This is a genomic window from Streptomyces flaveus (genome assembly GCF_014647675.1).
Taxonomy (GTDB): Bacteria; Actinomycetota; Actinomycetes; order Streptomycetales; family Streptomycetaceae; genus Streptomyces; species Streptomyces flaveus.
The window spans coordinates 146,112-169,046 of record NZ_BMPQ01000013.1; the positions used below are offsets into that span (position 1 = coordinate 146,112).

Genomic DNA, 22,935 nt, shown 5'->3' on the forward strand with positions numbered 1-22,935 from the left:
TGACCGCCGAGTTGCGTTCCAGGGACTTGGTTACTTGAGTGCGCCCAGAGTGACGCCGCTCCGCCAGTAGCGGCGCATCGCGACCATCATGATCGCCATCGGGATGATGGACAGCAGCGCACCGGTCAGGACGAGGCTGGTCACGTCGATGCCCGACTCCAGGCGCTTGCCGGACCAGTTGTACAGACCCAGGTTGAGCGTCCAGTTCTCCTCGCCGCGCAACACGGTCAGCGGGAGGAAGAAGGCGTTCCAGGTGTTGACGAAGGCGAGCAGGAACACCGTCGCGCCGCCCGTGGTCATCATCCGCAGCACGATGCTGAAGAAGATCCGCAGCTCACCGGCACCGTCGATCCGGGCCGCCTCAAGCAGCTCGAACGGGATCGTGGCCTCCGTGTAGACCTTGGCCAGGTACACGCTGAACGGGTTGATCAGGCAGGGGATCAGCATCGCCCAGGGGGTGTCGACCAGGCCGATCTCCGAGAACATCAGGTACAGCGGCAGGGTGAGCAGCGCGATCGGGATGAGGAAGGAGCCCACCACGGTCGCGAACACCACGCCCCGCCCGGGGAAGTCGAAGCGGGCAAGGCCGTAGCCCGTGAGGAGGGCGATGAGGGTGCCGCCGAGGGAGCCGACTCCCGCGTACAGGAACGAGTTGGCGGTCCAGCGCAGGAAGATGCCGTCCTCGTACGTGAACACCTGCTGCAGGTTCTCCCACAGGTGGAAGCCGGAGAACCACAACCCGTTGCTCTGGTACAGCCCCACGCGGTCCTTGGTCGCGGCGATGATCAGCCAGTACACCGGGAACAGGCTGTAGGCGCTGGCCAGGACCAGACCGACGAGGATGAACCGCTGCCCGCCCCGTGACCGGGCAGCGGGATCCGGGCGGGTGCGCCGGCGGACGCCGTTGCCTCCGCGGGGCGGCACGGCGGCGGTCTTCGTACCGTTTCCCGTGTCGTTTTCCTTACGGTCTTTCGTCAGTGCCATCAGTCCGCCTCCCTCGAGGTCAGCCGGTAGAAGAGGAAGGACGCGATGCCGAGGAACAGGGCGAGCAGCACCGACAGGGCCGCGGCGTAGTTGTAGTTGCCGGCGTTGAACGCCTGGTTGTAGATGATCATGATCGGGGCGAAGTCGTCGCTGACCGTCTGCGGGGTCACGTTCCGGAACAGCGCGGGCTCGTTGAAGATCTGCAGCATCTGGATGATCGACAGCAGAGCGGTCAGGACGAGCGCGCCGCGTACGAACGGGATCTTGATGCTCCGCGCGATCCGCAGCTCGGAGGCGCCGTCAAGCCGCGCGGCTTCGAACAGTTCGCGGGGGACCGACTGGAGCGCCGAGTAGATGATCACCATGTTGTAGCCGATGCCGTGCCAGGTCAGCAGGTTGCCGATGGCCGGCCACACCATCGAGGGCGCGAAGAAGTTCCAGTCGAAGCCGAACAGCTCGCCGAGCGGTGTCAGCGGGCCCACCGCGGGGCTGTACAGGTTGACCCACACGATGGCCGCGACGACGCCGGGGATCATGTACGGAACCAGCAGCAGGATCCGGAACCGGCCGGCCACCTTCGAGGTGACCGCGTCCAGCAGGAGCGCCAGGAACAGGCTGACCAGCAGCATGAACGGGATCTGGACGCAGGCGAACAGCACCACCCTGAGGATGGACGTCATGAACGCCGAGTCGGTCAGGCCCTGCTGGTAGTTCTCCAGCCCGACGAACTCCCTGGTCGCGCCGCCGAGACCGAGTCCGGACTGCTTCTGCAGATACAGCGACTGGTAGACCGCGTAGCCGATCGGAAGCAGATAGAGGAAGACGAAGCCGAGCTGGAAGGGCACCGTGAAGGCGGCACCCTTCCAGCGCAGTGAGCGAATCATGAAGTGTGCCTCAGCCCTTGACGCTGATGCCGCGCTGCTTCAGGTCGTTGACCGTCCACTCCTGCATGTGCGCGAGCAGGTCGGTGACCTTCTGCTTCTTGCTGACGACCGCGGCCCACTCGTCCTGCATCTCCGTGAACATCGCGGTCCAGTTCGGGCCGAAGGTCCAGTCGGTGTTGATGGTGCCCAGGCTGTCCGTGACGATCTTCTTGGCCGGCTCGTAGTTCTTGCCGAGCAGCTTCTCGGAGATCGCCTCGGAGACGTACGCCTCGCTGTCGGCCAGCGCCGGCATCACACCGCTGCCGGTCTCCGGGCTCGCCATGGTCTTGACCGCACCGGGATCGGTGGACATCCACAGCGCCGCCTCGGCGGCCTGCTCCTTGTTCTTGCACTGCTCGGACACCAGCGTCAGGTTGCCGCTCTGGTTGGTGCCCGCAGGGGTCTTGGGCGCCTCGCCCTTGAACGTCGGCCAGGGGGACAGCGCCCAGTCGCCGAAGGACTTGGTGAAGTTCTGCACCATGCCGGACATCTGCCAGGTGGAGATCTGCCGGGTCGCGGTGCCGCCGTTGTCGTAGTTGCGCTGCACGGCCGCGTAGTCGGCGAAGGAGAGCTTGGAGTTCAGGTCGTTGTCGATGATCTGCTGGATCACGTCGGCGGCCTTCAGGGTGCCCTCGTCCTGGAAGTTCACCACCCAGGAGTCGCCCTCGACGGAGTACCACTGGGCTCCGGCCTGCATGGCGAGCACCTCCAGGGTGCTCGGGTCCTCACCGGCATAGTTGGTGATCTTGATCTTGTGCTTCTTCAGCTCCTTGCCCGCGGCGATGAAGTCGTCCCAGGTCGCGGGGGCCTTGAGGCCGTACTTCTCGAAGAGGTCGGTGCGGTAGATGGTGAAGGCGGGCGCCGAAGCGGTGGGGACGCCGTAGACCTTGCCCTGTACCTGGCCGGTGGCCCACGAGCCGGGGTTGAACTTGTCCTTGTCGGCCTCGACGTACTCGGTGATGTCGGCGAGCGCGCCCTGGGAGACCCAGCTCGTCACGTACTCGCCGGTGTTCTGCATCATGCAGGGAGCGTTGCCGGCCTTGACGGCGTTGGTCAGCTGCTTCTGCATGGTCAGCTGGTCGGTGACCTTGGTGTACTTGAGCTGGACGTCCTTGTGGCTGGCGTTGAAGGCCTTGACGACGGCCTCCTGGCCGTTGGCCCAGCCCCAGAAGTCGAGGGTGACCGGACCGGAGGACTCGGCGGGCTCGTCGTCTCCGGAGCCGCCGCAGGCAGCGAGCAGACCTGTCAGGGCGAGGCCCGCGACAGCGGCGCGAGCGAACCTTCTCCGGGGGGTGGTGAAGTTCATCGTACGGTCATCCTTCGAGGCGTAGACGATCGCGGAAGAGGGGTGGCTCGGTGGGGCGACGGCGAGCGGGGAAGACGCCGGCTCGTGTCTCGGAAACCCTCTGCGGAAGCTGTAGAAAACGGTTGCTGTGAAACGTAGGTCGCCCGCTCTGATTCACGCAAGAGTCCGACGGCAAATTGTTAAGTTTGGTTGTCGGTGGCATTGCGTGCCATCGCTGTCGTGTCCCACCCGCGCACTGAAGCGAAAGCACAGGTCAGCGGGGCGGGAGTCGATTCCTGCGGCACTCTTGGAGCGCTGCAGGGCGTCTTCGAGCATCCTCGAAGACGTTTACGTAACAGCAATCATCCCGGCGCTTACGACTGCCGGGCTGGGGCACCTCTCAGGCCCTCAAGACACCGGGGGAGGCTGGACGGAGTTCCGTACGACGACATGCGTGCCCAGCACCACATGGTCGCCGTCGCCGCCCTTGCGGCGGCCGGTACCGGTTTCGCGCCGGCTGGCCACCGCGCGCAGCGCGACGCGGCCCATCTCCTCGTACGGCACGTGAACGGTGGTCAGTTGGGGGGTGAGCTGAGAAGCCAGGGGGATGTCGTCGTAGCCGACGATCGACACGTCCTCGGGCACCCTGAGCCCTCCCGCGCGCAGGGCCTGCATGGCGCCCGCGGCGACCACGTCGGTCCCCGCGAGCACCGCCGTGAAGTCCAGCCCGAGGCGCAGGCTTTCCTCGACGGCGTCGTACCCGTGCTCGTAGTCGTACGGGCCGTGCAGCACCAGCTTCGGATCGAAGGGCACGCCGTACGCCTCGAAGGCTCGCCGCGCGCCGTTCAACCGGCCCTGGGCGGTGGTGAGTTCGGCGTGGCCCGGCAGCACCAGGACGCGGCGGTGACCGGCGGACAGGAGGTGGCTGGCCATGGCGTAGGCACCGCCCTCGTTGTCGTAGTCGACGGTCGTCGCCGGTACGTCGCCCTCCAGCGGAGGCCTGCCCACCAGCACGAGGTGCGAGCCGGCCGCGTCCAGGGAACGGGCGAACCGGGCCATCCTCAGCTGGTACTCGTCGTAGTCGTACGCGCCGCCGAGCAGGATCACCGCGGCGACGCCCTGCTGGCGCATGAGGTTGACCAGCGCGAGTTCGCGTTCCGGGTCGTCGCCGGTCGTGCCGACCAGCGAGAGCCAGCCGCGCAACGAGGCCGCGCCCTCAACTCCCTTGGCCACGTGGGTGAAGGCGGCACCGGTGATGTTGTTGATGAGGATGGCCACCGTCGGCGTGCCGCCACCCGCGAGTGAGCGGGCGTGGGCGTTGGTGACGTAGTCCAGGTCCTGAACCACCTTCATCACCCGGCGGCGCAGTTCTTCCGACACCGGATAGTTGCCGGACAGGACGCGCGAGACGCTGGCGACCGAGACGCCCGCCTGTGCCGCCACGTCCCGGATGGTGGCCCGTCCGGAGTCACCCGACGCCGTGCGCTCACTCACCGTATCGGCTCCTTCACCGTAGCGACTGCCCACCGGATGAGCCGGGACCCTGCCCCGGGCCGGTGCTGGAACCGTATCCCATTGTTTCTCCGGGGTGGTCGGGGGTGCGCGGGGCGGAGTTCAGGCGACATGGGCCAGATCTGCATGACGTACCTCGTGGGCCGAAGGCAGTCCTGCGGAAACGCGTTCCAGCTCATCGACGACGATGCCACCGAGGCGGGCCAGCTCGTTGCCGAGGGAGCCGGCGATGTGCGGCGTGAGGAAGACGTTGGGGAGCTTGTAGAGCGGGGATCCGGCGGGCAGCGGTTCGGGCTCGGTGACGTCCAGTACGGCGCTGAGCCGGCCGCTGACCAGCTCGTCGGACAGCGCGTCGGGGTCGACCAGGGCTCCGCGGGAGGTGTTGATCACCACTCCGCCGTCCCTGATGAGGGCGAGCTTGTCGCGGTCGAGCATGCGGTGGGTCTCGGGGATGTAGGGGGCGTGCAGGCTGACGATGTCGCTGCGTCTGAGCAGGTCTTCGAGCGACAGCAGTTCGGCGCCCAGCGCCGCTGCTTCCTCGGCGTCCACGTAGGGGTCGTACAACGCGACGGAGAGGTCGAAGGGCCGCAGCAGTTCCAGCAGCCGGCGGCCCACGCGTGAGGCGCCGATGATCCCCACCCGGCGGCCGAGATTGCCCGTGGCCGCGGTCTCGGCGGTGGACGGGTAGGCGTGGGTGTCCCGGAAGCGCTCGCGGTGCGCGAAGGTGTCCTTCCCGGCGAGCAGGATCATGCCGAGCGTGTACTCCGCGACCGGCAGCGCGTTACCGGTCACCGCGCTGGAGACGCTGATCCCGCTTTTCCACAGAGCCTCACCGACCAGCGAGCGGACCGAGCCCGCGGCGTGCAGGACGGTGCGCAGGCGTGGTGCCGCGGCGAGGACGTCCGCGTCGAGGTGGGGGCAGCCCCAGCCGGTGATGAGCACCTCGGCCCGGGCCAGCGCCGGGGCGGCGTCGGGTGCGGTGAAGTCCTGTACGACGAGCGTGGTGTCGATCTCGGCGATCTGCTGGAGCCGTGCCATCAGCGGCGGAGGAAAGAGCAGGGGGAGGTGCACCGGGTCCATGGCGAACACGGCCCTCGGCGGCTGGGCGCTGGTCATGACTCTCCTGAGGTGCTGGGAAACGTTTTCTGAAAGCGTCTTCTACCGTAAGTCTGACGTGAGGGGTGGTCAATGCGCTTGATGACCGCCGAGGATGGCGTTTCGCGAGGTTCTCGGCTGTTCTCGGGCACCTGAGCCAACGCAGCGGCAGGCGGTGGAGCAGCGGATTCGGTGGTTCTGCCGTGCCAGAGGGGGTGGTTCGCCGGTCGCTGTCGGTGGTGACGTGACCCTACATGTCGTCGTAATCGGTTACGGGATGTTTCAGCCAGTGGAGGGAGATCTGCTCGGCCGGACCGCTGTCGGGTCCAGAGGCGTGCCGGCGCTCGCGGCCTCCCGCGCGGCGAGGTCGCCGAGATGCCCCCACGCGTCGTCGAAGGTGTGGTTCATCCCGGCCACGACCACCGCACGTGGATTGACCGACGGCTGATCACCGGCGCGTCCGTCGAGATCGGCAATCGGTTTCCCCTCGGCTTTGGCGACCAGGCCGCGCGCCGGCAGCTCGTCGACGATGGCCGAGACCGTCGTATGGGACGCTCCCGCCGGCCGTGCCGGCGCCGCACGACGCAGGGGACCCTGGTCGAGCAGCAAGGCCAGGAGCTGCTCCTGGTTGGTTCGCCGCAGACTCCGGAGCGACTCTCCGGCCGTCTGGCTCATGTCGCCGAGGTTACCCAGTCTTTTCGAAAGTCCGTCAAGGCTCTTGACGCAGTTTCCAGACAGGAAGATGCTCTGCCCACCCGCTCATAGCAACCGGTTGTCAAAATCCGGTCGGCTCTCTGCCGGCTCCCGTCGGCCTGCCCAACTCCCCAGCAAGAAGGTGAGGCGTACATGCACGCACACCCCGGTGCTCCTCCCAGCCGCCGTCGGTTCCTCGCACTTTCGGCGGGCGGTGCCGCGGCAGGCGCGGCAGCCCTCAGCGGCTGCGCGCTGTCGACCGCGGGCGCCGCGAGCGGCGGCGGGAGCGGCGAGAGCATCACGATGATGGTCAAACTCGACGACATCTCCCCGGAGCTGATCCAGCAGGCCCAGAAGGAACTCGGCATCAGGATCACCGTGGTGCAGGACGACATCACCCGGCTGATCGCGATGCTCACCAACGGCAACCCGCCGGACCTGGTCCGCGGCCTCGGTGCCATGGACGCGCCGTACTTCGCCGCCCGGGGTGTGGCCGAGGACCTGGACCCGTACTTCGCCAAGTCGACCATCCTCAAGACGGACGACCTGGATCCGGCCAACGACGTGTGGCGCTTCGACGGCACGACCCAGGGCAAGGGCCCCCGCTACGGCATGGCCAAGGACTTCTCCCAGGACGCGATGTTCTGGTACAACACCGCGCGCTTCGACAAGGCGGGCGTCGACTACCCCTCCGAGACCGAGCCGATCACGTACGAGGAGTGGCTGGAGAACGCCAAGCGGCTGGTCCAGCGCAAGAACGGCCAGACCACCGTGTACGGCGGCAGCTACAACGGTGTGAACCTCACCATCCTCCTGACGAACCTGACGGCCGCCGCCGGAGGCAGCCTGTTCTCCGATGACTTCAGCCGGGTCGACTTCACCAGCCCCGAGGCCCGCAAGGCCCTGACCTGGTACGTCGAGTACGCCAAGACCAAGACCGGGCCGAGCCTCATCCAGCCCAACCCCGACACCTGGGACGGTCCCACCTACGTCGCGAACCGCATGGCCATGTCCGGCAACGGCTACTGGCTCGGCGGCATGATCAACGCAGACCCGAAGATCGCGAAGATCTCCCGCCTCGCCCCCGCACCCGTCTTCGAGGGCGGCCCACGGCTCAGCTCCTGCCAGGCAGGCACCGGCATGTGGATGCCCAAGAAGGCACGCAACAAGGACGCCGCCTGGCGAGTCTTCGAGTGGTTCTTCGGTGAGGCGCCGGCCAAGGGGCGCGCGGAGGGCGGCTGGGGGATACCGACGCTCAAGTCGCTGCGCCCGCTGATGCCGCAGAAGGAGGACTACCAGAAGCGGGTCTTCAAGGCGCAGGAGGCCGAGTTGAAGCACTTCTCGGTGACCCCCTTCACCCCTTACGTCAAGTGGGACGGCATGGAAGCCCTCATCAACCAGGTCATGCCGGCCGCGATGAACGGCCAGATCTCCGTCGACACCCTCGCGGGACGCCTCAACTCGGCCCTCAACGAGCAGCTGAAGCGCGGTAAGGAGCAGGTGGGATGACAGTCGACCAGATTCCCGAGGTCGCCGAGCGGCCACGGGCCGTCGCAGGCACCGGCGCCGTACGCTCCGGCGGCGGGTCCCGGACCTCCATGACCGCTCGCCGGCACCGGGCGTTCTACATGTTCACCTCGCCCTGGATCATCGGCTTCCTGCTGCTGACCATCGGCCCGATGGCGTACGCGCTGTGGCTGAGCTTCACCACCTTCGACGGCATCTCCCCCAACTGGCGCTACGTCGGACTCGGCAACTACCAGGAGCTGCTCTCGGACCCGGTGACCTGGGACGCCCTGGGGCGTGCCGGTCTGTTCGCGATCACCTCGGTACCGCTGTCGATCATCGCGGGCATGATGCTCGCGGTCCTGGTCAACAGGCCGCTCAAGGCGCGCGGCCTGTGGCGCACCCTGCTCTACCTGCCGGCCGTGGTGCCGCCGGTGGGTGCGGGTCTCATCTTCAAGCAGCTCTTCAACCGGGACTCCGGCGCCACCAACGGTGTCCTCAACTTCTTCGGCATCGACGCCATCGCCTGGCTCGACGACCCGTACGCCCGCTACGTGATCCTGATGACGGTGCTGTGGGCGGCCGGAAACATCATGATCATCTCGCTGGCCGGGCTCCAGGACGTACCCCGCGAACTCCACGAGGCGGCCCGGATCGACGGCGCGAGCGCCTGGCGGACCTTCCGCAGCGTCACTGTGCCGCTGCTCTCGCCGGTCCTGCTCTTCCAGGCCGTGACCGGGATGATCGCCTCGGTGCAGACCATCATGCCGATGCTGCTCGCCGCCAACGCCACCCCGGCGGGGGTCACTTCGATCCCGCAGTCCAACTACATGTACATGATGCACGTGTTCGCGCAGTACTTCGCGCTCGGCCGCTACGGCTACGCCTCCGCACTCCTGTGGGTGCTCTTCGTCCTGATCCTCATCGCGACCGGCCTGATCTTCAAGTTCACGTCCGGTGTGGTGTTCTACAACGTCGACCCGGAGGCGAAGAAGTGACCGCCACCACCGTGCCCCCCAAGGCCCCGCGGACCTCCATGGAACCCAGGACCCCCGATTCCGGGGGCCGGGTGCGAGTACGCAAGTCCCGCCTCGTCCTCTACACCGTGCTCGTCGTGATCACCGGCCTGATGCTCGGCCCCTTCGGCTGGCTGATCCTCACCGGTCTGAAGACGACGCCCGAACTGGCGGCCTCCCCGGTGCGCTGGCTGCCCGAGAACTTCCAGTGGCACAACTTCGCCGATGCCTTCACCGCCATCGACTTCCTCGGATACTCCCGCAACTCCCTGATCATCTCCCTGATCTACGCCACCCTGGTCACCCTGAGCTCCGCCTGGGTCGGCTTCGGCTTCGCCCGCCTGAGCGCCCCCGGCAAGAAGATCCTGTTCGGTGTGCTGCTCGGTTCGATGATGCTGCCGCAGATGATCACGCTCTTCCCGACGTACCTCATCTTCGCGAAGGTCGGCATGGTCGACACCTACTGGCCGTGGGTGCTGTGGGGGCTGTCGGCCGCCCCGTATCTGGTCTTCCTCTTCCGGCAGTTCTTCGCCGGGATGCCACGGGAGCTGGAGGAGGCCGCGATCATCGACGGCGTCGGCTACGCCGGGATCTTCTGGCGGATCTTCCTGCCGCAGTCCTGGCCGGTCCTGTCCGCGAGTTTCGTGATCGCCTTCACCTGGACCTGGGGCGACTTCATCGCCCCGATGCTGCTCCTGTCCAGCGACAAGACCACGCTCTCCGTCGCCATCATGACCTCCTATGTCACGGACGGCGGGCTGCCCGTCAACAACCTCCTTGCCGCGGGCTCCGTGATGTACGTCGTCCCCATCCTGCTGATCTTCCTCGTCGCCCAGCGCGGTTTCGTCGCCGGGATGTCCACCACCGGACTGAAGTAGTCCCTCTTACCGAACCTTTTGCAAGGAGTTACGCATGAACGCGCCCCTGTCACGCCGGACCACCCTCCAGGCCGCCGGTGTCATCGCCGCCGCCGGCCTGGCCGGCAGCATCGTGGGAACCGCACAGGCCGCCGCGGCGGAGGAGCCCGGCGCCGCCGGCGACAGAGTGGTCATCCACCCGACGCTTCCGAAGGTGCCTGTCAACAACTCCTTCACCGTCAAGGTCCGGCCGCTCGGCGGCACCTGGCAGAAGCTCGGCGTCTACCTTGCCAAGCTCGCACTGATCGACGCGAACACCGGCAGCAACAGAGCCCAGAACTCCTCCTGGGCCGCCTTCGACTTCTCCGGCACCGTCGAGGTCGAGGTCACGTACAACCCGGGCGGCGGCGAGAAGGTCCGCATCCGCCCGGACTCGTACGGCATCAAGCCCGAGGTGCTCGGCAGCACCGCGCGCTTCACCCTGGACCAGCCCCGCAACCTCGTCGTCCAGATCGACGACAAGATCTTCGACTGCCTGCACCTGTTCGCGAACCCGATCGAGCAGGACGTGCCCACCGAGGGCGACAAGAAGGTCATGTACTTCGGGCCCGGTCTGCACACCCACCCCGACCGGACGCTGAAGGTGCCCGACGGCACGACCGTCTACCTGGCCGCCGGCGCCGTCCTCACCTCGGCCGTGATCTTCGAGAACGTGGAGAACGCCCGACTGATCGGCCGCGGCGTGATCTACGACACGACCGGCGGCGCGGTCTTCGTCCGCAAGTGCGAGAACGTCACGATCGACGGCGTCACGATCCTCAACCCCCGGTACGAGAACATCAGGGTCGCCGAGTCCAACAACCTCACCATCAAGAACCTGCGCGCCTTCAGCCACCAGGGCTGGGGTGACGGCATCCAGCTCTACTGCTCCGAGAACGTCACGATCGACGGCTGCTTCCTGCGCACCTCCGACGACTGCGTCGCCCTCTACACCCACCGTTGGGACTTCTACGGCGACACCCGCAACATCACCGTCAAGAACTGCTCCCTCTGGGCCGACGTCGCCCACCCGATCAACATCGGCGTGCACGGCAACTCCGACACCCCCGAGGTGCTGGAGAACCTGCGCTACAAGAACATCGACATCCTCGACCACCGCGAGCCGCAGGTGACCTACCAGGGCGCCATCGCCTTCATGGTCGGCGACAGCAACATCGTCCGGGACGTCAGGTTCGACGACATCCGCGTGGAGGACTTCCGCTGGGGCCAGCTCATCCACATGCGGGTCGAGTACAACCCGAAGTACAACACCTCGGCAGGCAGCGGCATCGAGTCCGTCTACATCAAGGACCTCAGCTACAACGGCAAGAACGCCGACCTCTCGATCATCGCCGGCCTCGACGCGGAGCACGCGATCAAGGACGTCACCTTCGAGAACCTCCGCGTCAACGGCAGGGTGATCGCCGACAGCACGGGCAAGCCGAGGTGGTATCTGGCCGCGGACGGCGTGCCCATGTTCGTCAACGAGCACGTGACGAACCTGAAGTTCCTCACCACCGCCGAGGCCGAGGCGGCCGCCGCGTCATGATCACTTCTGCTCCGAGCCGCCGGAACTTCCTCGGCGGCACGGCGGCCCTGCTGCTGGTGGCGGGCACGAGCGGACTGCTCGCGCCCGGCACCGCCCGGGCGGCCGGCCACCAGACGGGTCGCACACAGTTCACCCATCCCGGCCTACTGCATACAGCCGACGACATAGCGCGCATGAAGGCCGCCGTCGCCGCCAAGGAATCCCCGGTATACGACGGCTACCTCGCCCTCGCCGCCCACGCCCGCTCGCAGGCGACGTACCCGATCCAGAACACCGGACAGATCACCTCCTGGGGCCGCGGCCCGTCGAACTTCATGAACCAGGCAGTCGCCGACTCGGCCGCCGCCTACCAGAACGCCCTGATGTGGTGCATCACCGGCAACCGCGCCCACGCCGACAAGGCACGCGACATCCTCAACGCCTGGTCGGCCTCGCTCACCACCGTGACGGGCGCGGACGGCCCGCTCGGCGCGGGCCTGCAGGGCTTCAAGTTCGTCAACGCCGCCGAGCTGCTGCGGCACAGCGGTTACGGCGGTTGGGCGGACGCGGACATCGCACGCTGCGAGGAGTCCTTCCTGCGCGTCTGGTATCCGTCCGTGTCCGGTTACATGCTGTACGCCAACGGCAACTGGGACCTGACGGCCCTTCAAACCATCCTGGCCATCGGCGTGTTCTGCGAGAAGCGCACCCTGTTCGAGGACGCCCTGCGGTTCGCCGCGGCCGGCGCGGGCAACGGCAGCGTCCAGGGCCGCATCGTCACGGACGCAGGCCAGGGCCAGGAGAGCGGCCGCGACCAGGGCCACGAACAGCTCGCCGTCGGCCTGCACGCCGACGCCGCACAGGTCGCCTGGAACCAGGGCGTCGACCTGTGGGGCTTCGACGACAACCGACTCCTCGCGAACGTCGAGTACGCCGCCCGCTACAACCTCGGCGGCGACGTCCCCTTCACCCCCGACCTGGACCGCACGGGCAAGTACATCAAGACGACCGTCTCGGAAAAGGTGCGCGGCCAGATCCCGCCGATCTACGAGATGGCGTACGCGCACTACGCAGGCGTACGCGGCCTCGACGCCCCGTACACGAAGAACGTCCTCTTCCGTGGCGCGGGCGGCACCCGCGTGGTGGAGGGCAGCAACGACGACCTGCCGAGCTGGGGCACCCTCACCTACGCGGGCGCGAAGGCCTCGCCCGCCGCGCCCAAGGCCCCGGCGGGAGTCACGGCGGTGGGGCAGGGCGACGGCGTCACGGTGTCCTGGGTGCCGTCCGCGTGGGCGAGCAGCTACACCGTCGAGCGGTCGGCCAAGCCCGAAGGACCGTACGAGCCCCTCGCGTCCGGCATCGACAAGGTGACCTACAAGGACCGCGACGTGCGCGCGGGTCGCACCTACTACTACTCGGTCATCGCCGCCAACTCGCAGGGAAAGAGCGGTAGTTCGAGCCGGACGGCGGCGACCGCGGGGCTCCCGGAGCCCTGGTCCACGCGGGACGTGGGCGACGTACGCATCCCGGGCTCCGCCTACTTCGACGGCGAGCGCTTCCTGCTGGAAGCGAGCGGCACAGCGGACACGTACCGCCTGGCCCATCTGCCGCTGCGCGGCGACGGCACTATCACCGCGCGGATCGTGTGGCCGCTCAGCTCGCAGTACTCCAAGATCGGCGTCACCCTGCGCAGCTCTCCCTCGGAGGGTGACGCCCCGCACGCCTCGATGCTCATCCAGGGGCTTCCGCTGCACACCTGGAGCGGTGTGTGGACCGTACGCCCGAAGACGGGGGCATCCGTCTCCGCGACCGGCAGCACTCCCGTGCCGCCCACCCAGCAGCAGGCCATCACCAGCAAGGCGTCGTTCCCGATCTCCGACCTCGGGAAGCTCCCGGAGTCGGCGACACCCATCGAAGCTCCGTACGTGGAAGGCGCGGGCGACGGCTACCGGATGCGCATGCCGTACTGGGTGCGCGTCACCCGCAAGGGCCGCCGCTGCACCGGGGCCATCTCTCCGGACGGCAAAAGCTGGACCGAAGTCGGCTCCACCGACGTCGAGTTGGGGCAGACGGCGTACGCGGGCCTCGTCCTCACCTCCTGCCTCGGCGTCGACGAGGAGTACGCCGAGACCGGCACCGGCGCCTTCGACAACGTCAGCGTGACCTCCGCATCCGGAGAGGTCTGGACCGTGCCGCGCCCCACCCGCACCGCCGGCGACCTGCGGGCGACCGCGGGCGCCGACGCGGTGGAGCTGGCCTGGACCGACCCCGACCTCTCCGCCCGGTACAAGGTGCTGCGGGCGACCGACGCGGACGGCCCCTATGTGACCGTCGGGACCGACGTCGGCCCGGTCGGGTTCGGCACCCGCATCCGGTACGCGGACGCCACCGGGCGGCCCGGCACGACGTACCACTACGCCGTCGCCAAGACCAACCGCGGCGGACGCGGCCCGCTGTCCGAACCTGCCACCGCCAAGATGCCGAACCCCTCGGCGCCGCAACTCACCTCCGCGACCACCGTCTTCGCGAACAAGGGCGTCGCCTTCCGGCACCTGCTGCGGGCCTCGCACGAGCCGATACGGTTCACCGCGGCCGGCCTGCCCGACGGACTGCGCCTGGACAAGCGCACGGGCTGGGTCTCCGGAACCCCCACCGAGACCGGCGAGTTCACCGTCACCACCACCGCGGGCAACGCCGCCGGCGACGGAACCGGCACGCTGAAGCTCACGGTCGGCACACCGCCGCCCGCACCGTGGTCGTACGGCGACCTCGGTGACGTGGTGCTGGACGAGCGGGAGTTCGGCACCTTCGGTGTGGCGGCCGTCAGGACCCCCGGCAGCACGGCGTACGAGGACGGGACCCTCGTCGTACGTGGGGCCGGGACCGATCTGACCGTCAACAACCAAGGAATGACAGGACAGTTCGTACGTCGCTCGATCACCGGCGACTGCGAGATCACCGCCCGGCTCGCCTCCCGCGCAGGCGCGGTGAAGGCCGACCGCGTGGGCCTGCTCATGGCCAAGTCGCTGTCGCCCTTCGATCAGGCGGCCGGCGCGATCGTGACCAGCGGAGGCAGCGCGGCTTCAGGAACCGCGCAGCTGATGCTCCGCACCACCGTGGCGGGTGCCTCCCGCTTCACCGGCAACGGGGCGGTACAACTCCCGTGCCTGCTGCGACTGAAGCGCGTCGGGACCGCCTTCAGCGCAGCCGTCTCCACCGATGACGGCGTCACCTGGACCCCCCTCGCCGAGGGAGAGATCCCCGGCTTCGGTGACGCCCCCTATGACGTGGGCCTCGTGGTCTGCTCTCGCGACCCCCTGGCCCACTGCACCACGCACTTCGAAGGAGTGAGCATCACCCCCACCTAGATCCTTCACGGGATTGGAGATGCACGACGATGAGCCGCATCAATCTCCATCAGCAAGGACAGCAGAAAGAGTTGAGCCGCCGCGGTCTTCTGAAGACCGCCGGCGGTCTCACCGCCGCACTCGCCGTCGGCGCCTCGGCAACAGCCCTGACCGGCGGCACCGCGAACGCCGCTCCCGCGACGTTCGTCCACCCCGGAGCGCTGCACGCCTACGGCGAACTCAACCGGGCCAAAGTCAGGGTCGCCGCGGGCGACGACCCCTGGCTCTCCGGCTGGAACCGGCTGACCGCCAACGGGCACTCCGCGAGCACCTGGCAGCCCAACCCGCAGGCCACGATCATCCGTGGCGGCGACGGCCAGAACTACGGGATCCTGTACAACGACATCCACGCCGCCTACCAGAACGCCCTGCGCTGGCACGTCGGCGGGACCAGGGCGAACGCCGACGCGGCCGTCAGGATCCTCAACGCCTGGTCGTCCACCCTCACCACCGTCACGGGCAACGCGGACCGCTTCCTGGCCGCCGGGATCTACGGCTACCAGTTCGCGAACGCCGCCGAACTCATGCGCGGCTACAGCGGGTTCGACCTCGAGCGGTTCAAGACGATGATGCTCAACGTCTTCTACCCGCTCAACAACCAGTTCCTGAACAACCACAACGACGCCTGCATCACCAACTACTGGGCGAACTGGGACCTGTGCAACATGAACTCGATCCTTGCGATCGGGATCCTGTGCGACGACGGCGCCAAGTACGACCAGGCCGTGAACTACTTCAAGAACGGCGCGGGCAACGGCTCCATCCGCAACGCCGTGCCGTTCCTGCACCCGGACAACCTCGCCCAGTGGCAGGAGTCGGGCCGCGACCAGGGCCACACCATGATGGGCATGGGCCAGATGGGCGCCTTCTGCGAGATGGCCTGGAACCAGGGCGAGGACCTGTACGGCTACGACAACAACAGGTTCATGAAGGCCGCCCAGTACGTCGCGAAGTACAACCTCGGCGAGAACGTCCCCTTCACGACCTACACCTGGGGCACAGGCCAGAACTGCGCCCAGCAGTCCCACACCGTGATCTCCTCCGCGAGCCGCGGCCAGGCCAGGCCCGTCTGGGACATCCTCCATTACCACTACGCACGGCGACGGGGCCTGTCCGTTCCGTACATCACGCGCATGGCCGAGAGCGTGCGGCCCGAGGGCGGGGGCGGTGACTACGGCTCCAACAGCGGCGGCTACGACCAGCTCGGCTTCGGGACGGTGATGTACGCCAAATAGCCGCCCACCAGCGACGCACGCCGGAATAACCGGAGGTGATGTGGTGCTCTGAAGTGAACGACGGTTCACGAGCGTGCGAGGAGCTGGTGCGCGGATGACGGCAGATCGGACGCAGCCAACGGTCAGGACCCCGTACGGGGCCGTGCGCGGCAGGTACGAGGACGGGATCGCCGTCTTCCGCGGCATCCCGTACGCCGCGCCGCCCTTCGGCCCCCGCCGGTTCCGGCCGCCCGTGCCGCCCACGCCCTGGGAGGGCGTGCGCGACGCGGGCGCGTTCGGGCCGACACCGCCGAAGCCCCCGTACTCCGAGGCTTTCGCCCGGCTGCTGTCCGACCCGGTCGTGCCGGGCGACGACTGCCTCAACCTCAATGTGTGGACGCCGGAGCCGGGCCGCGGGGCCCGGCTGCCGGTGCTGGTGTGGATCCACGGCGGCGCACTGACCCGCGGCTCCTCTGCCGTGCCGGTCTACGACGGACGCGCCTTCGCCCGCGACGGCGTCGTCATGGTCTCGATCAACTACCGGCTGGGCGTGGAGGGCTACGGCCTCTTCCCGGACACCCCGCCCAACCCGGGCCTGCGCGACCAGTTGGCCGCCCTGGAGTGGGTGCGCGAGGCGATCGCCGAGTTCGGCGGCGACCCGGACCGGGTGACCGTCTTCGGCCAGTCGGCCGGGGCGATCAGCACCGGAGCCCTGCTCGCCGCCCCGCAGGCGCAGGGCCTCTTCCGGCGGGCCGTCCTGCAGAGCGCGCCGCCCGAGGCCTTCGACCGCGACAAGGTACGGCGCATGGTGCGCCGGATGGCGGCCCGGCTGAAGATCCCCGCGACGGCCGAGGCCTTCGCCGCCGTCGACCGCGAGCTGCTGCTGCGCACCCAGGCCGAGGTGGGGCGACTGGGCACTCCGGTCCTCGGCGGGCCCTCCTTCGGCGTCGTCGTCGACGACGACCTCGTCCCGCGGGATCCGATGGAAGCCCTGGTCGACGGTGCTGCCGCGCCGGGCGTCGAGCTGCTCATGGGCTGGACCCAGGACGAGTACCGGCTGTGGCTGGTGCCGGGCGGTCTCATGGAGCGTGTCGACCGGCTCGGCCCGGTCGCCCTGGCCGGTGCCATGGCACGCTGCCACTGCGGCCCCGAGGTCCCGCGCGGCTATCGCGCCCTCCACCCGGACGCCCGCCCCGCCGAACTCCTCGGCCAGATGGTCACCGACCACCTGCTGCGCATCCCGCTGCACCGGCTGGCCGACGCCCGCCCCGGCTCCTCGTACGTGTACGAGTTCGCCTGGCCCTCGAACCTCCCCGACCTCGGCGCCTGCCACGCCCTGGAGCTCGGCTTCGTCTTCGACACCGGGGACATCCCGGAATCGGCCAAGCTCGCGGGCGAGGGAGCCCCGCAGGACCTGGCCGACGCGATGCACTCCGCGTGGGTGCGGTTCGCCGCCGAGGGCGACCCGGGCTGGCCCGCCTGGGACGCCTCGCACCCGGTGCGCGTCTTCGGCGCGGACGGGCCGCCGGTGGTGCACGGTCCGCGCGACCGCGAACTCGCCCTGTGGGACGCCGAACCGGCCGGCGAGGTCACTCCTCGGGAATCCACACCCGCATTGCGCCCTCTTCCCGGTTCGCCCAGGCGTAGTACGGCACCGCTGTCAGCCGTACGCCGCCTCCGTCGCTCCGGCGGCGCCCGTCGGCCGTGACGACGGCGACCCCGCCAAGCAGCTCCGGCTCCTGAGCGACCGCCAACTCGGAGCCGTACGGCAGTGTCACATCGTCGAGACGGACCCCGGGCTGCTGGTCCACACCCTCCAGACAGTGCACGAGCGGGCCCCGCTCCACGGCCACACAGCCGCGGACCGCGTCGACGCGCGGGTCGGGCCGCGTCAGCCGCGCCGTCAGGTCGAGATCGAGGGTGAGCGTGTCGCCCTCGGACCAGCGGCGGTGCACCCGCAGCCAGCCGTCGCCCGTCTCGGTCGGAGCGCTCCCATCGGGTGCCGAAGCCTTGAACTGCGTGCACCAGGAGGGGATCCGCAGCGACAGCGACCAGTCACGGTCCGCCGGAGCCTCCTCGACGGTCACGGTGATCCGGCCGTCCCACGGATACGCGGTCTCCACGCGGACGACGCCCTCCCCGGCGGCGTACACCCCCGTCGCGTACTGGTGCAGCTGCATGCCTTCCGCGTCGCCGCTCGCCACATAGTGGGGGAGCGAGGCGAGCAGCCGCATCACGTTGGGCGGGCAGCAGGCGCAGCGGAACCAGGGGGTGCGGCGGGCCGTCTGGTCGCCGCTGCGGTCGGCGTGCTCCTCGCGGACCTGGAGCGGGTTGACGTACAGCCAGCTGTCGCCGTCGAGGCCGACGCCGGAGAGGAAGCCGTTGAAGAGGGTGCGCTCGACGAGGTCGGAGTACTTAGCCTCGCCCGTCAGCAGGGCCATCCGCCACGACCACTGGACGGACGAGATCGCCGCACAGGTCTCGGCGTACGCCCGGTCCGGCGGCAGCTCGAAGGGGTCGCCGAAGGCCTCGCCCTCATAGCGTGAGCCGACCCCGCCGGTCACATACGTCTTCGTCGCCACCATGGCGTCCCACAGGCGCTCCAGCGCGGCCCGCAGCTCCGCATCGCCGGTCTCCGCCGCCAGGTCGGTGGCGCCCGCGAGCAGATACAGCTGCCGTACGGCATGGCCCTCGACCGTGTCCGCCTCGCGCACCGAAACGCGGTCCTGCCAGTAGGACCGGCCCATGTCGCGGTCGTCGCCGCGGTCGGCGCCCGCGTTCAGCACGCCGTAGCCGCGCCGGTCCACGAAGTAGCCGGCGAGGTCCAGCCAGCGGCGCTCGCCGGTCTCGCGGTACAGCTCGACCAGCGCTGTCTCGATCTCGGGGTGCCCGCACACCCCGTCGATCGCCTTGTCCTTGCCGAACGTCGCGTCGATGTGGGCCGCGAACCGCTCGGCCACATCCAGGAGTTCACGCCGGCCGGTCGCCCGGTGGTGGGCCACCGCCGCCTGGATCAGATGGCCCGCGCAGTACAACTCGTGTCCCCAGTCCAGCTCCTGCCAGCGCAGCTCGGGGTGGGCGACCTGGTAGTACGTCTGCAGATAGCCGTCCGCGTCCTGGGCGGCCGCGAGGAGGGCGGTCAACTCCTCTATGTGTGCGGCCAGTTGGGTGTCCTCCGGGCTGTCGGCCAGCTGCCAGGACGCCGCCTCCAGCCACTTGTGCACATCCGAGTCCTGGAACTGGAAGTCACCGGTGAAGGTGCCCTTGCCGTCGGCCGCTGCCCGCAGGTTGGCGAGGTTGCCCGCCTCCTCCAGCTTCGACGGGCCCTGCGGGATGCTCACTTCGGCGTTGGTCGCCCGTCTGGCCGCCCAGAAACCGCCGGTGATCCGGGCCGTGGTCGCCGGGTGCAATGTCGTGTGCGTACGGTCGGTGAAGCGGATCGGACCGGTGTTGTCCGTTGTCACGTCAACCCTCCAGTAGGAGCTTGTGAGGAAACCCTGGCGCTTGCGTCCGGGACTAATTGCCCAGGCACCGCCGCCACCGAATCCCGCACCACCACGTGCGTTCCCAGCAGGAGGTGCTCGTTCGGGGCGTCCGGTGTCCTGCCGAGAGCCGTACGGACGGCGAGGCGGCCGAGTTCCTCGTAGGGGACGTGGACCGTGGTCAGCGGAGGGTGCAGATCGCGGGCGAAGGCGATGTCGTCGTAGCCGACGAGGGACACGTCGTCCGGGACACTCAAGCCCGCCTCGTGCAGGGCGGTGAGCGCGCCCGCCGCGACCATGTCGGTGGAGGCCATCACCGCCGTGAACTCCAGGCTCTGGGCGAGGGCCTGGCGGATGCGGCGGTGGCCCGAGTCGCGGGTGAAGTCGCCGGCGAGGCGCAGTTCGGGGTCCGGTTCGATGCCGCGGGCGCGATGGGCGGCCAGATAGCCGCGCTCGCGGCCCTGGGCCGTGGTGTTCTCCGGCTTGCCCCCGAGGAACAGGACGCGCCGGTGCCCCTGGGCGAGGAGGTGGGCGCACAGCGCGTACGCCCCGCTCTCGTTGTCGTACTCGATCACCGTCACGGGGGTGCCCGGATCCAGCGGTGGCCGTCCGCACAGGACGAGCCGTGAGCCCGCCGACGCCAGGGAGTCGGCGATACGGGACATGCGCGCCCGGTACTCGGCGGTGTCCGCGGTGCCGCCGACCAGGATCACGGCGGCGGCACGCTGGGCCCGCATCGTCTCGATGAACTCCAGCTCCTGCTCGGTGTCGCCGTCCGTGCTGCACACCAGACACAGATGACCCAGCCGGGTCGCCTCGCGCTCCACGCCGTGCGCCATGTGCGCGAACGACGGGCCGGTGATGTCGTCCAGCACGAAGGCGAGGGTCGGCGTGCCGACGCCCGCGATCGCCTTGGCCCGGGCATCCGCGACATAGTCCAGCTCACGGACCGCCCGCATCACGCGCGTACGCGTCGCCGTGCTCACCGGGTAATCGCCGGCCAGGACGCGCGACACCGTCGAGGCGGACACCCCCGCCCGGGCCGCCACGTCCCGGATCGTGCTCCGGTTCCCGATGTCCCCGTTGCTCTTCCTCGTCATCCCCGCCCCTTCGACCGCTTAGCACAGTGCCTCGGGAACTGCGGCAACACTTGTAGCAACCGGTTCCCAAACCGGAGGCTAGCGGTGGGGTAACCGCTTGTCACCCCGGTGGACGGGCGCAGAGCCGATACCCGCCCCTCACCTCGCACATCTTCGCGGCCGACAGCGATTATCTGCGCTCACACGCGGTATTCGCAGAAAAGAGCAGCCTCCTCGTACACACGCCGCTCACCCCGGAGCGCCCCTCATGAACGCCACGAAGCCATGAATGCCATGAACAGCACGAACGCCATGAACGTCCCGGACTTCTCCTTCGAGAGCCGGCCGATACGGGTCGTGTTCCGGCCCGGCGCCGCGACGACCGCACCGGCCGACGAGGCCGGACGGCTCGGTCTGCGGCGGCTGCTGGTGGTGTGCGGCAGGCAGGGCGCACACGCCGCACGTGCGGTCGCGGACTCGCTGGGCTCCCTGTGCGCGGGGCTGCACTCCGAGGCCCGTATGCACGTCCCCGTCGAGATCGCCGACCGGACCGTCGAGGTGGCGCACGCGGCGGGCGCCGACGGCTGTGTCGCGGTCGGCGGCGGCAGCGCGATCGGCCTCGGCAAGGCGATTGCCCTGCGCATGGGCCTGCCGCTGATCGCCGTGCCCACCACCTACGCCGGCTCCGAGATGACGTCCGTCTGGGGCGTCACCGAGCACGGCGTCAAGCGCACCGGACGCGACCGGGCCGTCCTGCCCCGCAGCGTCGTCTACGACCCCGAGCTCACCCTGAGCCTGCCCCCGGCCCTCTCCGTGACCAGCGGCTTCAACGCCGTCGCCCACGCGGCCGAGGCACTGTACGCCCCCGACACCTCGCCCCTCGTCACGCTGATGGCCGAGGAGGGCGTCCGCGCGATGACGTCCGCGCTCCCACGGGTGGCGGCCGATCCGGAAGCGATCGGGCCACGGAGCCGCGCCCTGTACGGGGCCTGGCTCTGCGGCTCCTGCCTGGGCGCGACCACCATGGGCCTGCACCACAAGCTGTGCCATGTGCTGGGCGGCACCTTCGACCTGCCGCACGCCGAGACACACACGGTCGTGCTCCCGCACGCCCTCGCCTACAACGCACCCGCCGTCCCCGAGGCGATCACCGCCCTCAACCGTGCCCTCGACACGGACAACGCCCCGCACGCCCTGTGGGAGCTGGCCGGACGCCTGGGCGCACCTCGCTCCCTTGCCGAACTCGGCCTGACCGACGACGATTTGACGGTAGCGTCCGGACAGACCGCGGCCGAGGCGTACCCCAATCCGCGGACGGTCACGATGGGTGGGGCTCTGGAGGTGCTGAGGGCGGCGTACCAGGGTCAGTCCCCGCGCGCCGAGGCCCTGGCCTGAGAACGGCTGGGACGGGCGTGATGGGGAGGGGTCCCGGAAGTCTCGCGTAACCATGACCCCCTGGCGGTCGGTTGAGCACGTCGTGTGGTCGTCGGCTGATCACACGCGCTGTGAGGGGAGCGGTACGTGGCAGGGGAGCAGGAACGGGTCATAGCCGGGCGCTACCGGCTGCGGCAACGGCTGGGTTCCGGAGGGATGGGGAGCGTCTGGCGCGCCGAGGACCAGGAGCTTCGGGCCCAGGTGGCGGTCAAGGAGATCGAGGTCCCGGTGCTGCCGGACGAGGCCTCCGGCGACCGTGCCTCCCGCGGGCGCAAGGAGGCGCTGAAGGCGGCCCAGCTGCGCGAACACCCGAACGTGATCACGGTGTACGACGTGGTCGAGCACGAGGGCCTGCCGTGGATCGTGATGGAGTACCTGCCGGGCACCATGGACCTGAGTGCCGTCGTACGGGAGCGCGGCCCGCTGCCCGCCGGCGAGGTGGCCCGGATCGGGGCGGCGGCCCTCGACGGCCTCTCCGCCGGGCACCGCCTCGGCATCATCCACCGGGATGTGAAGCCCTCCAACATCCTGCTCGCGCCCGACCACTCCGGGATCGCCGACCGCCGTGTCCTGCTCACGGACTACGGCATCTCGCTCCGGCCGCGCGAGACCCGGCTGACCCGCAGCGGTGTGGTGATCGGCACACCCGGCTACATGGCCCCGGAGCGGGTGCACGGTGGCGAGGCGACCCCCGCCTCCGACCTCTTCTCCCTCGGAGTCACCCTCTACTTCGCCGTCGAGGGCGCGGGACCCTTCGACCGGGACGCTCCCGAGGCGGCCCTGATGGCGTTGCTGGAGACCGAGCCCTCCCCGCCACAGCGGGCGGGCGAACGGCTCAGCCGGGTGATCATGGGGCTGCTGGCGAAGAACCCGCTGGACCG

The 22,935-nt window shown here is 69.1% G+C and carries 17 protein-coding genes; 9 read left to right on the forward strand and 8 right to left on the reverse strand.

Going from position 1 to position 22,935, the window contains the following annotated elements:
* Positions 1-30: 30 nt before the first annotated feature.
* From IEZ21_RS25270 to IEZ21_RS25295, 6 genes are all read right to left on the reverse strand, one after another.
* Positions 31-984, reverse strand: a complete 954-nt coding sequence (locus IEZ21_RS25270; protein ID WP_246568125.1) for a carbohydrate ABC transporter permease — start codon at positions 982-984, stop codon at positions 31-33.
* Positions 984-1,868 (reverse strand): carbohydrate ABC transporter permease, encoded by an 885-nt coding sequence (locus tag IEZ21_RS25275; RefSeq protein WP_189324171.1) that lies wholly within the window; start codon positions 1,866-1,868, stop codon positions 984-986. Before IEZ21_RS25275 ends, IEZ21_RS25270 begins: the two co-directional genes overlap by 1 nt.
* A gap of 10 nt (positions 1,869-1,878) precedes the next feature.
* Positions 1,879-3,213, reverse strand: coding sequence for an ABC transporter substrate-binding protein (locus IEZ21_RS25280; RefSeq protein ID WP_189324172.1), 1,335 nt, complete (start codon positions 3,211-3,213; stop codon positions 1,879-1,881).
* Positions 3,214-3,600: 387 nt separating this feature from the next.
* Complete coding sequence (locus IEZ21_RS25285; RefSeq protein ID WP_189324173.1) at positions 3,601-4,686, reverse strand: LacI family DNA-binding transcriptional regulator; 1,086 nt, start codon at positions 4,684-4,686, stop codon at positions 3,601-3,603.
* Positions 4,687-4,806: 120 nt separating this feature from the next.
* Entirely contained in the window at positions 4,807-5,820 is a 1,014-nt protein-coding gene (locus IEZ21_RS25290) for a hydroxyacid dehydrogenase (protein WP_189324174.1), read from the reverse strand.
* Between the two features lie 261 nt (positions 5,821-6,081).
* Complete coding sequence (locus tag IEZ21_RS25295) at positions 6,082-6,474, reverse strand: hypothetical protein (RefSeq protein ID WP_189324175.1); 393 nt, start codon at positions 6,472-6,474, stop codon at positions 6,082-6,084.
* Between the two features lie 171 nt (positions 6,475-6,645).
* Here IEZ21_RS25295 and IEZ21_RS25300 point away from each other — a divergent pair, with 171 nt between their 5' ends.
* From IEZ21_RS25300 to IEZ21_RS25330, 7 genes are all read left to right on the forward strand, one after another.
* The gene (locus IEZ21_RS25300; RefSeq protein WP_189324176.1) at positions 6,646-8,001 is read left to right on the forward strand and encodes an extracellular solute-binding protein; all 1,356 of its coding nucleotides are present in this window, start codon (positions 6,646-6,648) and stop codon (positions 7,999-8,001) included.
* Positions 7,998-8,996, forward strand: coding sequence for a carbohydrate ABC transporter permease (locus IEZ21_RS25305; protein ID WP_189324177.1), 999 nt, complete (start codon positions 7,998-8,000; stop codon positions 8,994-8,996). Before IEZ21_RS25300 ends, IEZ21_RS25305 begins: the two co-directional genes overlap by 4 nt.
* On the forward strand, positions 8,993-9,892 hold the full coding sequence (locus IEZ21_RS25310) for a carbohydrate ABC transporter permease (protein WP_373302290.1): 900 nt from the start codon (positions 8,993-8,995) through the stop codon (positions 9,890-9,892). The genes IEZ21_RS25305 and IEZ21_RS25310 overlap by 4 nt, the downstream gene beginning before the upstream one ends.
* Before the next feature lie 34 nt (positions 9,893-9,926).
* Positions 9,927-11,459 (forward strand): glycosyl hydrolase family 28 protein, encoded by a 1,533-nt coding sequence (locus IEZ21_RS25315; protein ID WP_189324178.1) that lies wholly within the window; start codon positions 9,927-9,929, stop codon positions 11,457-11,459.
* A complete protein-coding gene (locus IEZ21_RS25320; RefSeq protein ID WP_189324179.1) occupies positions 11,456-14,806 on the forward strand; it encodes an alginate lyase family protein in 3,351 nt (1,116 codons plus the stop codon). Before IEZ21_RS25315 ends, IEZ21_RS25320 begins: the two co-directional genes overlap by 4 nt.
* A gap of 29 nt (positions 14,807-14,835) precedes the next feature.
* Complete coding sequence (locus IEZ21_RS25325) at positions 14,836-16,080, forward strand: alginate lyase family protein (protein WP_189324180.1); 1,245 nt, start codon at positions 14,836-14,838, stop codon at positions 16,078-16,080.
* 94 nt (positions 16,081-16,174) lie between these two features.
* Entirely contained in the window at positions 16,175-17,767 is a 1,593-nt protein-coding gene (locus tag IEZ21_RS25330) for a carboxylesterase/lipase family protein (protein WP_189324181.1), read from the forward strand.
* Here the strand turns inward: IEZ21_RS25330 and IEZ21_RS25335 are convergent.
* Entirely contained in the window at positions 17,649-19,523 is a 1,875-nt protein-coding gene (locus IEZ21_RS25335) for a glycoside hydrolase family 127 protein (RefSeq protein ID WP_189324182.1), read from the reverse strand. The genes IEZ21_RS25330 and IEZ21_RS25335 overlap by 119 nt on opposite strands.
* Entirely contained in the window at positions 19,520-20,641 is a 1,122-nt protein-coding gene (locus IEZ21_RS25340; RefSeq protein ID WP_189324183.1) for a LacI family DNA-binding transcriptional regulator, read from the reverse strand. Before IEZ21_RS25340 ends, IEZ21_RS25335 begins: the two co-directional genes overlap by 4 nt.
* 273 nt (positions 20,642-20,914) lie before the next feature.
* Here IEZ21_RS25340 and IEZ21_RS25345 point away from each other — a divergent pair, with 273 nt between their 5' ends.
* A complete protein-coding gene (locus tag IEZ21_RS25345) occupies positions 20,915-22,015 on the forward strand; it encodes a maleylacetate reductase (RefSeq protein ID WP_246568127.1) in 1,101 nt (366 codons plus the stop codon).
* Between the two features lie 126 nt (positions 22,016-22,141).
* Positions 22,142-22,935: serine/threonine-protein kinase (locus tag IEZ21_RS25350; protein WP_189324213.1), on the forward strand; the 794-nt coding region annotated here is incomplete at its 3' end.